The organism is Arthrobacter sp. zg-Y1116 (genome assembly GCF_024385485.1).
Classification (GTDB): Bacteria; Actinomycetota; Actinomycetes; order Actinomycetales; family Micrococcaceae; genus Arthrobacter_B.
Genome location: NZ_JANFLR010000001.1, coordinates 577039 through 589893, shown reverse-complemented (window position 1 = coordinate 589893; position 12855 = coordinate 577039). Strand labels below are relative to the sequence as shown.

Sequence of the window (12855 nt, the reverse complement as noted above, 5' to 3'; positions counted from 1 at the left end):
CGGATTATGACAAAGGAGTCAGCAATGAGTACCAAACCCACTTCCGCCGGCCGTGCACGCCGCGGACCTGCGCTTGCCGCATCCGTTGCAGCCGCAGCCCTTCTCCTGACCGCATGCGGCGGGGGCGACGACGGAGCTTCCGAAGGCGACGGGACGGTGACGCTCAGCGTCAGTACCTTCAATGAGTTCGGTTACGAGGACCTGTTCAAGGAATACGAGGAGGCAAACCCCAACGTCAAGATTGTCCATGACAAGAAGGCGACGTCGGACAATGCGCATGACAACCTGAACACCAAACTCGCTGCCGGTTCCGGGTTGTCGGATATTGAAGGCATCGAGGTGGACTGGCTGCCCGAACTGAAGCAGTACCCGGACCAGTTTGCCGATCTTGCCAGTCCCGAGGTTGAGGGCCGTTGGCTGGACTGGAAGACCGAAGCCGCCACCACCGAGGACGGCAAGCTGATCGGTTACGGCACCGATGTTGGCCCCGAAGGCGTCTGCTACCGCGCTGATCTCTTCGCCGCTGCAGGCCTTCCGACGGACCGCGAGGAAGTTGCCGAGCTGCTGGAGGGCGACTGGGACCACTACTTCGAGGTGGGCGAGCAATTCACGGAAAAGTCTGATGCCGCGTGGTATGACTCGGCCATGGCTGTGTACCAGGGCCAGATCAACCAGGTCCAGAACGCCTACGAGGAAAATGACGGCACCGTCATTGCCACCGAGAACCCGGAGGTGAAGGACATTTACACCAAGGTCCTCGAGAACTCCGTGGACAAGGACCTCTCTGCCCATCTGGAACAGTGGTCCGACGACTACACGGCAGGTTTCCAGAGCGGCGCCTTCGCGACCACGCTGTGCCCGGGCTGGATGCTTGGCAGCATTGAGGGCAACGCAGCCGGCGTTGAAGGCTGGGACATCGCCAACGTGTTCCCCGGCGGCGGCGGCAACTGGGGCGGCTCGTACCTGACGGTTCCCTCGCAGGGCAAGAACCAGGAAGAGGCCATCAAGCTGGCGCAGTGGCTGACAGCGCCCGAGCAGCAGATCAAGGCCTTCGAGTCCAAGGGGACCTTCCCGAGCCAGGTCGAAGCGTATGAATCCGAAACCCTGCTGGGCTCCACCAACGAGTTCTTCAACAACGCACCGGTGGGCGAGATCCTGGTGGACCGGGCGGAAGCCGTCACCATGACGCCGTTCAAGGGCCCGAACTACTTCACCATCAACACGTCGATGGCACAGGCACTGAACCGGGTGGACGTGCTCAAGACGGATGATGCCGACTCCTCCTGGAAGAAGTTCGTAGCCAGCGTGGACGCTCTGCAGTAATCCCTCCAGGCCACCGGTGCCTGCGGCTGCATACTGCGTCGCAGGCACCGGACCACCACTTCTTGCCCTCGCAACGTTAGGAAGAAACCCATGGCCGTCACCGTCAAGCCGCCCGCCGCGCGGACGCCGGTACGCCGGGTAGGGTTCAGCAGCAGGCTGGCCCGCTGGGACGTCAAAGTCTCCCCGTACCTCTATATCTCGCCGTTCTTTATCCTGTTCTCAATCGTGGGACTGTTCCCGCTGATCTACACCGGATGGGTCTCGCTGCACAACTGGAACCTCATCGGCGGCAACCTCGGATTCAGCGGCACGGAGAACTTCACCTTCGTCCTGTCCCAGCCCTACTTTTGGAACGCCGTCGGCAATACCTTCAGCATCTTCCTGATCTCGGCCGTTCCGCAGATCATCGTGGCCATTGCCATTGCTGCGGTGCTGGACGCCAACCTGCGCGCCAAGACATTCTGGCGCATGGGTGTGCTGCTTCCCTACATTGTTGCGCCGGTGGCTGTGGGACTCATCTTCGGCAACCTCTTCGCCGACCAGTCCGGTGCCATCAACGGTGCGCTGACGTCTTTGGGGCTGAGCCCGGTTCCGTGGCATGCCAATCCGCTCGCCAGCCATGTGGCTATTGCCGTCATGGTGGATTTCCGCTGGACCGGCTACAACGCGTTGATCTTCCTGGCAGCCATGCAGGCGGTTCCGCGGGATATGTACGAAGCGGCAATCATCGACGGCGCCAGCCGCTGGCGGCAGTTCATCTCGGTGACTGTCCCCATGCTGCGGCCCACCATCATCTTCGTGGTCATCACCGCAACCATCGGCGGACTGCAGATTTTCGATGAACCGCGTGTGTTCGACAATTACGGGCTGGGCGGAGCTGACCGCCAGTGGCAGACCCTGACCATGTATATCTGGGAACTGGGCTGGGGCCAGCGCAACCTGGGCCGGGCGTCAGCAGTGGCATGGCTGTTGTTCGTCATCATCGTTCTCATTGCGGCACTCAATTTCCTTATCACCCGACGCATCGCCACCCAGGGAGGACGGAAATGACTTCCGTACCCATGGTCGAACAGACCGCCGGCCGCAAGGCCGCCGAAGCAGCCAAACGCCGCCGGGACCGCGGCGGTGCGCAGCCTCCGCGCCCGTCACTGGCGCGCGGGCGGAAGACCGGCGGTTTCAACCGCCGGCCGGGCTTCCTTACCTACGGACTGCTGGGCGCCGTCATTCTTGGATCGGCGCTGCCGATCCTGTGGTCCGTCCTGGTGGCGAGCCACGACAGCACAGTGATCGCCAAGGGTGTCCCGCTGATTCCGGGCGGCAACTTCTTCGCAAACGCAGCGACGGTGCTGGATACCATTCCGTTCTGGAAAGCCCTGGGCAACAGCATCCTTGTCTCCACTGTGACTGCTGCTTCCGTGGTGCTCTTCTCTTCCATGGCAGGTTTTGCCTTCGCGAAGCTGCGCTTCAAGGGAAACAAGGCACTGCTGGTGTTCGTAGTGGCCACCATGGCCGTTCCTACCCAGCTTGGCGTCATTCCGCTGTTCATTGTGATGTCCAAGCTGGGCTGGACCGGCACCATGGGAGCGGTCATCATCCCCGGGCTGGTCACTGCCTTCGGCGTGTTCTGGATGACCCAGTACCTGCAGGACGCTCTGCCGAACGAACTGATCGAGGCGGTGCGCGTGGACGGTGCCAATATGTGGCAGGCGTTCTGGCACGTGGGCCTGCCGGCAGCACGCCCGGCTGCGGCGATGCTGGCACTCTTCACCTTTGTCGCCACCTGGACCAACTTCTTCTGGCCGTTGATTGTGCTCAATGCGCAGAACCCGACCCTGCCGGTGGCGCTGCAGCAACTGCAGTCCGCGCGCTTCGTGGACTATTCGGTGGTCCTTGCCGGCGTCGTACTCTCTACCATTCCGCTCTTCATTGTCTTTGCCGTCGCCGGACGGCATCTGGTTGCAGGAATCATGCAGGGAGCGGTGAAGGGATGACCATGAACAACAACTCCTCATTCCCGTCCGGATTCGTGTGGGGTGCGGCGACGGCGGCCTACCAGGTGGAGGGCGCTGCTTCGGAAGACGGCCGGAAGGATTCCATCTGGGACACTTTCAGCCGCGTTCCCGGGGCCGTGGTGAACGGTGACAACGGGGACATCGCCTGCGACCACTATCACCGGATGGACGATGACGTGGCCCTCATGAAGTCACTGAACCTGGACTCTTACCGGTTCTCCACGTCCTGGGCACGGATCCGGCCCGACGGCGGCCCGGTCAACGCTGCGGGGCTGGATTTCTACAGCCGGCTGACGGATTCGCTGCTCGAGGCCGGGATTCAACCGTGGCTGACCCTGTACCACTGGGACCTGCCGCAGGCCCTGCAGGACCAGGGCGGCTGGGCCAACCGGGACACGGCATACCGGTTTGCCGACTACGCCCTCAGCGTCCACGACGTACTGGGGGACAGGGTGACGGCCTGGACCACCCTGAACGAGCCCTGGTGCTCCGCCTACGTGGGCTACGCCAGCGGCGAGCATGCGCCCGGACTGCAGGATCGAAAACTCGCGGTTGCCGCGAACCATCACCTGCTGCTGGCACACGGACTTGCCGTCCAGGCGCTCAAGGGCCGGGACGCGGGCCTGGACACCGGCCTGACCCTGAACTTCACGGTCGCCGATCCCGCCGATCCGCAGAACCCCGACGACGTCGACGCAGCCCGCCGCATCGACGGGCAGTTCAACCGGATGTTCGCGGACCCCGTCTTCCACGGGAAATACCCCGAGGACGTGGTGGCGGACCTGGCTCCCTACGGCTTCGAATCCCACGTCCAGGACGGAGACCTGGCGGTCATCAGTTCCCCTATCGACTTCCTGGGGGTGAATTACTACCACGGTGATGCCTTCACCAAGACCCCGCCGACGGAACCCCTGACGACGGCGGCGCCGTCGGCACGTCCGACGGCGAGCCCGTATCCTGCCGCGGACGGGATCCATGCCGTGCGGCGCGGACTGCCGCAGACGAACATGGGCTGGGAGATCCAGCCCGAGGGACTTCGGCGGCTGCTGAACCGGCTGCAGCACGACTACACCGGGCCGGCGGGCGTGCCGCTGTACATTACCGAAAACGGTGCAGCCTTCGATGACGACGTTGTGGCCGACGGGACCGTCCAGGACCTGGACCGGCTCGACTTCATCCGCTCGCATCTGGCAGCGGTGCAGGAGGCTGTGGCGGACGGCGTCGACGTCCGGGGCTACTTTGCCTGGTCACTGATGGACAACTTCGAGTGGGCCTGGGGCTACGCCAAGCGGTTCGGGATTGTGCACGTCGATTACGAAACACTGCAGCGCACGCCCAAGGCCAGCGCCCGCTGGTACGCGGAAGCGGCAGCCGCCAATGCCCTGCCCCCGGGCTTGCCGGTACCGGGCACCGCAACCCCTGCGTATGTCGTATCGTCGAAACGATGAGCACCCTTAAGCCCGGGCCCCGGAGCGGGTCGGTGAAACCCCGGCGCAGCAGCCCCACGTTGGAAGATGTGGCGGCGCTGTCCGGTGTTTCCCGCTCGACCGTTTCCCGAGCCATCAACGGCGGTGCCCGGGTCAGCGCCCAAACGCAGGCCGCCATTGACGCGGCGATCGGGGAACTGGGGTTCACGCCCAACCGCGCGGCCCGTTCCCTGGCCACCAGCCGTGCCGATTCCATTGCCCTGGTGATCCCGGAGCCGGATGGCCGGGTCCTGGTGGATCCCTTCTTCGCCATGACGTTGAACGGAATCACGGAGGCTTTGAAGGATACCGAGGTGCAGCTGGTACTGCTGATTGCCCGGCAGGGCGAGAAGGAAGGGCAGTTCATCCGATACCTGCGCAGCGGCCACGTGGACGGAGCCATCATCGTTTCCCACCACAAAGCCGACGCCCTGGAAACCGAACTGGCGGACGCAACGCTGCCGGCCGTGTTCATCGGCCGGCCGTGGCAGGACCGTGCCGGACTGGCTTTCGTGGATACGGATAACCGGACCGGCGGACTGCTCGCTGCCCGGCACCTTACGGGCCGCGGCTACCGGCGGATCGCCACGGTCACCGGACCGGCGGACATGACAGCCGCCCAGGACCGGACCGAGGGGTGGCGGCTGGGACTGGCCGAGGCAGGGCTCGAACCGGCCGGCGTCGAATCCGGACACTTCACCACCGAGGGCGGTGCCGCAGCCGCCGCCCGGCTGCTCGACGCCGACCCGGGCATAGACGCGATCTTCGCTGCATCCGACCCGATGGCCCTGGGTGTGCTGGAGGTCCTGCGCGAGCGAGGACTGTCCGTGCCCGGCGACGTGGCGCTGGTGGGATACGACAACCACCGGCTCGCATCCTCCAGCACGCCGGGCCTGACCACGGTGGTCAACCCGATGGTCGAGATGGCCCGGCGGGCCGCCGAGATGCTGCTGCGCGAAATCGAGGAGCCCGGTTCACATCTGGAGCCCGTCGTCTACCCGCCGGAACTGGTGGTCCGGGAGTCCGCCTAGGCCGCGTTTTCCCGGCGGGCAGCCGGCAGCAGTTCCCGGGCGCCGAGTGCGGACAGGATGAACGCGTAGTCCCACGCCCGGTCCTTCCACGCCTCGTACCGGCCCGATGCTCCGCCGTGGCCGCCGTCCATTTCGATCTTCAGGACAATCGGTTCGCTGCCGGTAGTGGTCTCGCGCAGCTGCGCCACCCACTTGGCCGGTTCGACGTACAGCACACGGGTGTCGTTGAAGCTGGTGACCGCCGCGATCTGCGGGTAGTCCACGGCCCGGATGTTTTCGTACGGGGTGTACTCCTTCATGTACCGGTAGACCTCCGGATCGGTGATGGGGTTTCCCCATTCCTCCCATTCCAGGGCCGACAGCGGCAGGTCGGGATCCAGGATGGTGGTCAGCGCATCCACGAAAGGCACCTGCGCCACGATGGCGCGGTACTTTTCCGGGGCCAGGTTTGCGACGGCGCCCATCAGCAGCCCGCCGGCGGAACCGCCCATTGCGGCAATCCGGTCCGGATCCGCCCAGCCCGAGGAGGCAACCCAGTCCGTGGCATCCACGAAGTCGGTGAAGGTGTTCTTCTTGTTCAGCTTCTTGCCGTTGTCGTACCAGGCGCGGCCCATCTCCCCGCCGCCGCGGATGTGCGCCACCACGTAGACGACGCCGCGGTCCAGCAAGGACAGCCGGGCGATGTTGAATGCCGGATCCATGCTGAGTTCGTAGCTGCCGTACGCGTAGACCAGCGCCGGGTTGCTGCCGTCCCGCTGCAGGTCCGCCCGGCGGATGACGGAGAGCGGAATGCGGGTGCCGTCCGCCGCCGTCGCCCATTCGCGTTCGGCGACGTACTCCTCGGAACGGTAGCCGCCCTTCACGGGGGTTTCCTTCCGCAGTTCCAGCTCACCGGTGGCCAGCACGTAGTCGTAGACGCGCGGCGGCGTGAGGTAGGAGGTGTAGCTGAGGCGGATGATCGGGGAATCGAACTCGGCGTTGGCCAGGTTGGCCGTGTAAAGCTCTTCGTCGAAGGCCGGTTCCACGGGCGTGCCCTGCGCCGGAGTGCCGAGGCCGTCCACGGGCAGGATCTGCACCCGCTCGGTGGTGTCCTTGCGGACCGACACGAGCACATGGGTGCGGGTGACGGCGGCACCGTTCACGCGCACGGTGTCATCGTGCGCAATGACGGTCTCCCAGTGCTGGTCCGCCAGCGGCTTGGCGAATTCCTCTTCGGCGACGAGCGAGAGCATCGAGTTCAGGGCGTTCCGGTTGTGCGTCACCAGGTATTTGCGTGCTCCGTCCAGGGTCAGCGGCTCGGCTTCGTAAAGGATGCGCTCGCTGCGGGGAATCAGCGTGCGGACGGTGCCGGAGGGGTCGTCGAAGTCCAGGACCCGGTATTCGCTGTATTCGGAGCTGCTGATGCCGATGAGCAGCTGCCGGCGGTCGGCCGAGAGGTCGAAGCCGGTCCACATGGCAATGTCGTCTTCCTGGTAGATGACGACGTCGTCCTCCACCGGGGTGCCGAGCGTGTGGGCCTTGACCTGGTAGGGACGCCAGGAATCATCCACCACGGTGTAGAAGACGCGGCGGCCGTCGGGGGCGAAGGCCAGTGAGTAGAAGACGTTGGAAATGACGTCCGGCAGCAGGTCGCCGGTGCGCAGATCCTTGATCCGCAGCGTGAACCGCTCGTCTCCGGCGTTGTCCTCGGAGTAGGCCAGCAGGTTGCCGTCTTCGGTGACCGCCAGGCCGCCGAGCGAGAAGAAGGGCTTGCCCTCGGCCTCGGCGTTGCCGTCCACGAGGATCTGTTCGCCCGGAACCGGAACACCGGGGACCACGGCGGGCGGCGTCCAGTCGGCGTCGAGGTTCCCGGTGTCCTGGGCAGCCGTGCGGCAGTGGATGGCGTACTGCTTGCCTTCCTCGGTGCGGGTGTAATACCACCAGCCCTTTTTGCGTGCCGGAACGGACAGGTCCGTTTCCTCGGTGCGGTTCTTGATTTCGTTGAAGATCTGTCCGCGCAGCTCTTCCTGGTCTGCCGTCATCGCGGCGGAGTAAGCGTTCTCTGCCTTAAGGTGTTCCACCACCTCCGGGTTTTCCTTCTCCCGGAGCCACTCATAGTTGTCAATGAACGTGTCACCGTGGCGGGTGCGTTCGGTGGGGACTTTCTTGGCAACCGGAGGCAGGGGAGTAGTCATGCTTCGAATATATCCATCCCGGCGGCGGCGTCGAAGGACCGCGCTGCCGTTATGCTCGCGGCTTAGCCCCGCGGCCGGTCTCCGGGGTTGGTCTCCGAGGTTGGCAGTGGGCCAATCCCGGGCGGTTAATCCCCGGTCAGGTTAATCCCCGGGGGCTAGTCCACGGGCCGGCTAGTCCCCGAGCAGCAGCCAGGCGCAGAGTGCACCGGCGGCGAGGAAGAGTGCCCAGTTCACTGCCACCACCAGCAAAGTGGAGGTAAAGGAGCGCGCGGAGGCTTGGTGCCGGGGAAGCAGCACCGGCTCGGGCGCCGGACCCTTGCGGAACTGGCCCCACAGGCTCGTTGACAGCAGGACGCCTCCTCCGCACAGGGCCAGCGGGAGCGCCGGCAGCGAGAACAGGATCATCTCCGGTGCGAACAGGAACAATAGGGTCTCCATCAGGAGGCAGGCCGCCAGCAGGAGGGCCGGCCGCCGCAGGGATCCCCAGGTGGGATTCACTGCGTAAAGCGGGCTGACTCCGGCCACCACCATGGCGGTAAGGGCCAGCAGCAGACCCGGAACGGTGACGCTGACGGTCGCCTCTTCAGCAGTCACGGCTGCCGACACGGCAAAGAAACCCAGCAGACCCAGAAGCGTGGGGACGATGACGGCCGCAGCCGACGCCCGTCCCGTCGGTCCGGTTCCGACCAACTCCGGCGAGGGTCCGCTGCTGTCCGAAGCTACACCCGCGCGGATGGCCCGACGGCCGGCGTCGGGCTCTGGAACACCCATGACTTTCCTTTCCGCAACGCAACGTCTACTCACCAGTTTTACATGGCCTGCCCCTTGACGGGCCCATTCCGCCTCCATATCCTGAACGAACGGTCGGTAATTATTAAGCGGGGCGGCTACCGGTCGGAATGACTGCTAATCGGCGCAATGAAAGCGGAGAAACCATGAGCGGGCAAGAGCACTTTGACGCACTCATTGCAGCGGATGCCCGGGTGGAGCCGCGGGACTGGATGCCAGAGGGGTACCGAAAGACGCTCGTCCGGCAGATCTCCCAGCACGCACACTCGGAAATCATCGGCATGCAGCCGGAAGCAAACTGGATCACCCGTGCACCGTCCCTGAAACGCAAAGCGATCCTGATGGCGAAAGTGCAGGACGAAGCAGGCCACGGCCTCTACCTCTACTCCGCCGCTGAAACCTTGGGCACCCCGAGGGACCAAATGACTGCCGACCTTATTGCCGGCAAGGCGCGCTACTCGAGCATCTTCAACTACCCCACGCTGACGTGGGCGGATATGGGTGCCATCGGCTGGCTGGTGGACGGTGCCGCCATCTGCAACCAGGTCCCGCTCTGCCGTGCTTCCTACGGTCCCTACGGGCGGGCCATGGTCCGGATCTGCAAGGAGGAGTCCTTCCACCAGCGGCAGGGCTTCGAGATCCTGCTGGAACTGGCCAACGGCACCCCCGCGCAGCGGGAGCTGGCCCAGGACGCCATCAACCGCTGGTACGCCCCCTCGCTGATGATGTTCGGACCGCCGGACGATGATTCGCCGAACTCCCGCCAGTCCATGGCGTGGAACATCAAACGCTTCTCCAACGACGAGCTGCGTTCCCGTTTTGTCGGCATGATTGTGGAGCAGGTGAAGGTGCTCGGCCTGACCCTTCCCGATGCGGATATCCGTTACAACGAGGAGACCGGACGCTGGGAACACGGGCCGCTGGACTGGGACGAGTTCTCCGAAGTCCTCGCCGGCCGCGGCCAGTGCAACTCACAGCGGCTGGCCCGACGGCGGGAAGCCCACGAAGACGGTGCCTGGGTGCGTGAAGCCGCGGCGGCCTATGCCGCCCGCCAGGCCGGCCGCAGCAGCGAAGGCGCGATGTCCAGCGAAGCGGGGGCGGCGTAGCCATGACGGGCGGATCAACCACGGGCGACGACGGTTCGAAGCCTGCCCTCTCGGGCACGGGTACGGCCGCAGGGAACGACGGCGGCGCGGCGCCGGGTGCCGTACGCGATGGTGGCCTGCAGCCTGCGGGCACGCCAACAGGTACACAGACCCCCACTGCGTCCTGGCCGTTGTGGGAAGTGTTTGTCCGCTCCTCCCGGGGCCTGTCCCATGTGCATGCCGGTTCGCTCCATGCACCGGACGCGGATATGGCGGTACGCAATGCCAGGGATCTCTACACCCGGCGAAACGAGGGTGTCTCGCTCTGGGTGGTGCCGGCGTCGGCCATCATCGCCAGCGATCCCGACGCCAAGGGACAGTTCTTCGAATCCCCGCAGGGCAAGGATTACCGCCACGCCACCTACTACACCAAGTCGGAAGGGGTGAAGCACCTGTGAGTTCAGACAGCGCCACCCGGATTACACCGGGCAACGCCCTGCGGCCGGAGGACATTGCCGCCGCGGGAACGCGTGCGGATCCCGACGCCGCCGCTTACGCCCTGCGCCTGGGCGACGACGCACTGGTACTGGCGCAGCGGCTCGGCTGGTGGATCTCCCGGGCACCCGAGCTGGAAGAGGATGTGGCACTGGGGAACATTGCCCTGGACCTGATCGGGCATGCCCGGTCCTTCCTCAGCTATGCCGGCAGCGCCGACGGCCGTACCGAGGACGATCTCGCGTATTGGCGGAAGGAAACAGAATTCCGCTCCGTGCATCTGGTGGAACAACCCAACGGTGATTTTGCCCGCACCATTGCCCGGCAGCTCGTGGTGTCCTTCTACCAGTTCGAGCTGTACGGCGCGCTGCAGCATTCCACGGATCCCACCCTTGCAGCGATCGCGGCGAAGGCGGTCAAGGAAGTGGACTACCACCGGGACCACAGCGCACAGTGGGTGCTCCGGCTCGGCCTGGGCACGGACGAATCCCGACGCCGGATGATCCGTGCGCTCGAACTGACCTGGCCGTACGTGGCAGAGCTGTTCGACGACGACGAGCTTGTGGCTTCGCTCGGCGACCGTGCCGTTCTGCCCTCGTCCCTGAAGCCTGCCTTCGACGGCAACATTGCCGGCGTGCTGCGCGAAGCGGAACTGGACCTGCCCGCGGTGCCGCCTGCTCCCGGCGGCGGCCGGCGCGGACGGCACAGCGAACATCTGGGTTATCTGCTGGCCGAGATGCAGGTGCTGGCCCGCGAACATCCCGGCGCATCGTGGTGAGCCTGATGGAATCCTCCCTGCGTCCGGCGGACCCTGCCGTGGAGAACCCGGTGGAACGCTCGGTGCTGCGTCCGGCGGACCCTGCCGCAGCAGCAGCCTGGGATATCGCCGCCACGGTCTGCGACCCCGAAATCCCCGTACTGACCATCGAGGACCTGGGTGTGCTCCGGCGGGTGGAGGTCATCGGCGCGCGGGTGTTGGTGGCCGTTACCCCCACCTATTCCGGCTGCCCCGCCATGGACGCCATCCGGCAGGACGTCGCCGCCGCCCTGGATGCTGCCGGTTATCCCAGCGTCCAGGTTTCCCTGGAACTGGCTCCGGCGTGGACCACCGACTGGATGAGCAGTGCAGGCAAAGCAAAGTTGGACGCCTACGGAATCGCGCCGCCGTCGGGACAGGCCGCTGCGGGGCCCGTGCGGGTGGGCCTGAGCGTGAAATGTCCCCAGTGCTCCTCTTTGAATACCCGTGAGCTGACCCGCTTCGGCTCCACGTCCTGCAAGGCGCTGTGGGTGTGCGGCGACTGCAGGGAACCGTTCGACTACTTCAAGGTGCTCTGAAGCCATGACAGCCCTTCCCGAAGCGCCGGCCCGCCGCGGCGCCTTCCATCCACTGACCGTGGCCGCAGTGCGCCGGTTGACCGAAGACGCCGTCGAGGTCACCTTCGCGGTGCCGTCCGGGCTAGTGGAGGCCTACTCCTATCTGCCGGGACAGTACGTTGCCCTGCGCACGGTGCTGGACGGCACGGAACTGAGGCGCAGCTACTCCATCTGCGCCGAACCGAAGCCCGGCGAACTGAGGGTTGCCGTCAAGCGGGACCTGGGCGGGTTGTTTTCCTCCTGGGTAAACGAGCATTTGAGGGCCGGGGACGTGCTGGATGTGATGAGTCCGGCCGGCAGCTTCATCTCCCGGCACGCCCCGGGCCAACCCGGACTGGAAGCGGTGCACGGGCAGGTGTTTGCCGCCGTAGCCGCAGGGTCCGGCATCACCCCGGTGATCGCAATTGCCCGCACCGTGCTGGCGTCGTCCGACAGCACGCGCTTCGACCTGGTCTACGCCAACAAGGCGGCCATGGATGTGATGTTCCTGGAGGAGCTGGCGGACCTGAAGGACCGCTACCCGTCCCGGTTCGCCCTGCACCACGTCCTCTCCCGCGAGCAGCGGATTTCGCCGCTGCTCAGCGGACGGCTCGACGCCGGGAAGCTCACCACCCTGATCGACTCGGTGCTCCCTGCAGCAGCTGTCGATGAGTGGTTCCTCTGCGGCCCGTTCGACCTGGTGCAGTTGTGCCGTGATGCGCTCGCCGAACGCGGGGTCGACCCGGCCCGGGTGCGTTTTGAACTCTTCACCACCGGGCCTCCCGACCGCCCGGAAGGTTCCGCCGGCCGTCCGGTCCTGCCCGACAGCTCGGGAGAGAACTTCGACATCACCTTCCGGCTGGACGGACTGCAGGGCAAGGTGGCCAGCCCGGTGCACGCCCGGGAATCCGTGCTCAACGCAGCCCTCCGCGTCCGCCCGGACGTGCCCTTCGCCTGTGCCGGCGGTGTCTGCGGAACCTGCCGGGCCAGGCTGGTTTCCGGCACCGTGGACATGGAGGAGAACTACGCGCTGGAACCGGAGGAACTGGAGCGCGGCTACGTGCTGACCTGCCAGAGCCGGCCCACCAGCCCGGAGGTGACCGTTGATTACGACTTCTAGGAGCACC

12 protein-coding genes are annotated in these 12855 nt (G+C 65.6%); 10 read left to right on the top strand and 2 right to left on the bottom strand.

The features are described 5' to 3' along the window. The first annotated feature begins 24 nt into the window (after positions 1–24). The 5 genes from NNX34_RS02725 to NNX34_RS02705 all read left to right on the top strand — a co-directional run bounded on the left by NNX34_RS02725 (position 25) and on the right by NNX34_RS02705 (position 5832). On the top strand, positions 25–1323 hold the full coding sequence (locus tag NNX34_RS02725) for an ABC transporter substrate-binding protein (RefSeq protein WP_255765000.1): 1299 nt from the start codon (positions 25–27) through the stop codon (positions 1321–1323). Between the two features lie 90 nt (positions 1324–1413). Further along, the gene (locus NNX34_RS02720) at positions 1414–2373 is read left to right on the top strand and encodes a carbohydrate ABC transporter permease (protein ID WP_255764999.1); all 960 of its coding nucleotides are present in this window, start codon (positions 1414–1416) and stop codon (positions 2371–2373) included. After that, positions 2370–3314 carry a carbohydrate ABC transporter permease gene (locus NNX34_RS02715; RefSeq protein WP_255764998.1) on the top strand — a complete coding sequence of 315 codons (945 nt, stop codon included), beginning with the start codon at positions 2370–2372 and terminating at the stop codon, positions 3312–3314. The genes NNX34_RS02720 and NNX34_RS02715 overlap by 4 nt, the downstream gene beginning before the upstream one ends. A gap of 2 nt (positions 3315–3316) precedes the next feature. Further along, positions 3317–4783, top strand: a complete 1467-nt coding sequence (locus tag NNX34_RS02710; RefSeq protein WP_370647209.1) for a GH1 family beta-glucosidase — start codon at positions 3317–3319, stop codon at positions 4781–4783. Continuing rightward, a complete protein-coding gene (locus tag NNX34_RS02705; RefSeq protein ID WP_255764996.1) occupies positions 4780–5832 on the top strand; it encodes a LacI family DNA-binding transcriptional regulator in 1053 nt (350 codons plus the stop codon). Before NNX34_RS02710 ends, NNX34_RS02705 begins: the two co-directional genes overlap by 4 nt. Here NNX34_RS02705 and NNX34_RS02700 read toward each other — a convergent pair. Then, positions 5829–8006, bottom strand: a complete 2178-nt coding sequence (locus tag NNX34_RS02700; protein ID WP_255764995.1) for a S9 family peptidase — start codon at positions 8004–8006, stop codon at positions 5829–5831. The two genes, NNX34_RS02705 and NNX34_RS02700, sit on opposite strands and share 4 nt — an antisense overlap. Positions 8007–8177: 171 nt before the next feature. Continuing rightward, on the bottom strand, positions 8178–8777 hold the full coding sequence (locus NNX34_RS02695; protein ID WP_255764994.1) for a hypothetical protein: 600 nt from the start codon (positions 8775–8777) through the stop codon (positions 8178–8180). A gap of 164 nt (positions 8778–8941) precedes the next feature. On the opposite strand from NNX34_RS02695, the gene paaA reads away from it, so the two are divergent. The 5 genes from paaA to paaE are packed head-to-tail and all read left to right on the top strand — an operon-like array spanning position 8942 to position 12848. Beyond that, positions 8942–9901: a 1,2-phenylacetyl-CoA epoxidase subunit PaaA gene (gene paaA / locus NNX34_RS02690; protein WP_304659653.1), complete on the top strand. Its 960-nt coding sequence runs from the start codon at positions 8942–8944 to the stop codon at positions 9899–9901. A gap of 2 nt (positions 9902–9903) precedes the next feature. Then, positions 9904–10338 (top strand): 1,2-phenylacetyl-CoA epoxidase subunit PaaB, encoded by a 435-nt coding sequence (gene paaB / locus NNX34_RS02685; RefSeq protein WP_255764992.1) that lies wholly within the window; start codon positions 9904–9906, stop codon positions 10336–10338. Beyond that, positions 10335–11153 (top strand): 1,2-phenylacetyl-CoA epoxidase subunit PaaC, encoded by an 819-nt coding sequence (gene paaC, locus NNX34_RS02680; protein WP_255764991.1) that lies wholly within the window; start codon positions 10335–10337, stop codon positions 11151–11153. Before paaB ends, paaC begins: the two co-directional genes overlap by 4 nt. Before the next feature lie 5 nt (positions 11154–11158). Continuing rightward, a complete protein-coding gene (gene paaD, locus NNX34_RS02675; RefSeq protein ID WP_255764990.1) occupies positions 11159–11710 on the top strand; it encodes a 1,2-phenylacetyl-CoA epoxidase subunit PaaD in 552 nt (183 codons plus the stop codon). Between the two features lie 4 nt (positions 11711–11714). Next, positions 11715–12848 (top strand): 1,2-phenylacetyl-CoA epoxidase subunit PaaE, encoded by a 1134-nt coding sequence (paaE, locus tag NNX34_RS02670; protein ID WP_255764989.1) that lies wholly within the window; start codon positions 11715–11717, stop codon positions 12846–12848. Positions 12849–12855 lie beyond the last annotated feature (7 nt).

Excerpts from the sequence above, each read along its gene's own strand:
- NNX34_RS02720 (WP_255764999.1), top strand. The coding sequence starts at position 1,414 with ATGGCCGTCACCGTCAAGCCGCCCGCCGCGCGGACGCCGGTACGCCGG.
- paaB (WP_255764992.1), top strand. The coding sequence starts at position 9,904 with ATGACGGGCGGATCAACCACGGGCGACGACGGTTCGAAGCCTGCCCTC.
- paaD (WP_255764990.1), top strand. The coding sequence starts at position 11,159 with ATGGAATCCTCCCTGCGTCCGGCGGACCCTGCCGTGGAGAACCCGGTG.
- NNX34_RS02715 (WP_255764998.1), top strand. The coding sequence starts at position 2,370 with ATGACTTCCGTACCCATGGTCGAACAGACCGCCGGCCGCAAGGCCGCC.
- NNX34_RS02710 (WP_370647209.1), top strand. The coding sequence starts at position 3,317 with ATGAACAACAACTCCTCATTCCCGTCCGGATTCGTGTGGGGTGCGGCG.
- NNX34_RS02725 (WP_255765000.1), top strand. The coding sequence starts at position 25 with ATGAGTACCAAACCCACTTCCGCCGGCCGTGCACGCCGCGGACCTGCG.
- paaA (WP_304659653.1), top strand. The coding sequence starts at position 8,942 with ATGAGCGGGCAAGAGCACTTTGACGCACTCATTGCAGCGGATGCCCGG.
- NNX34_RS02700 (WP_255764995.1), bottom strand. The coding sequence starts at position 8,006 with ATGACTACTCCCCTGCCTCCGGTTGCCAAGAAAGTCCCCACCGAACGC.
- paaE (WP_255764989.1), top strand. The coding sequence starts at position 11,715 with ATGACAGCCCTTCCCGAAGCGCCGGCCCGCCGCGGCGCCTTCCATCCA.
- NNX34_RS02695 (WP_255764994.1), bottom strand. The coding sequence starts at position 8,777 with ATGGGTGTTCCAGAGCCCGACGCCGGCCGTCGGGCCATCCGCGCGGGT.
- NNX34_RS02705 (WP_255764996.1), top strand. The coding sequence starts at position 4,780 with ATGAGCACCCTTAAGCCCGGGCCCCGGAGCGGGTCGGTGAAACCCCGG.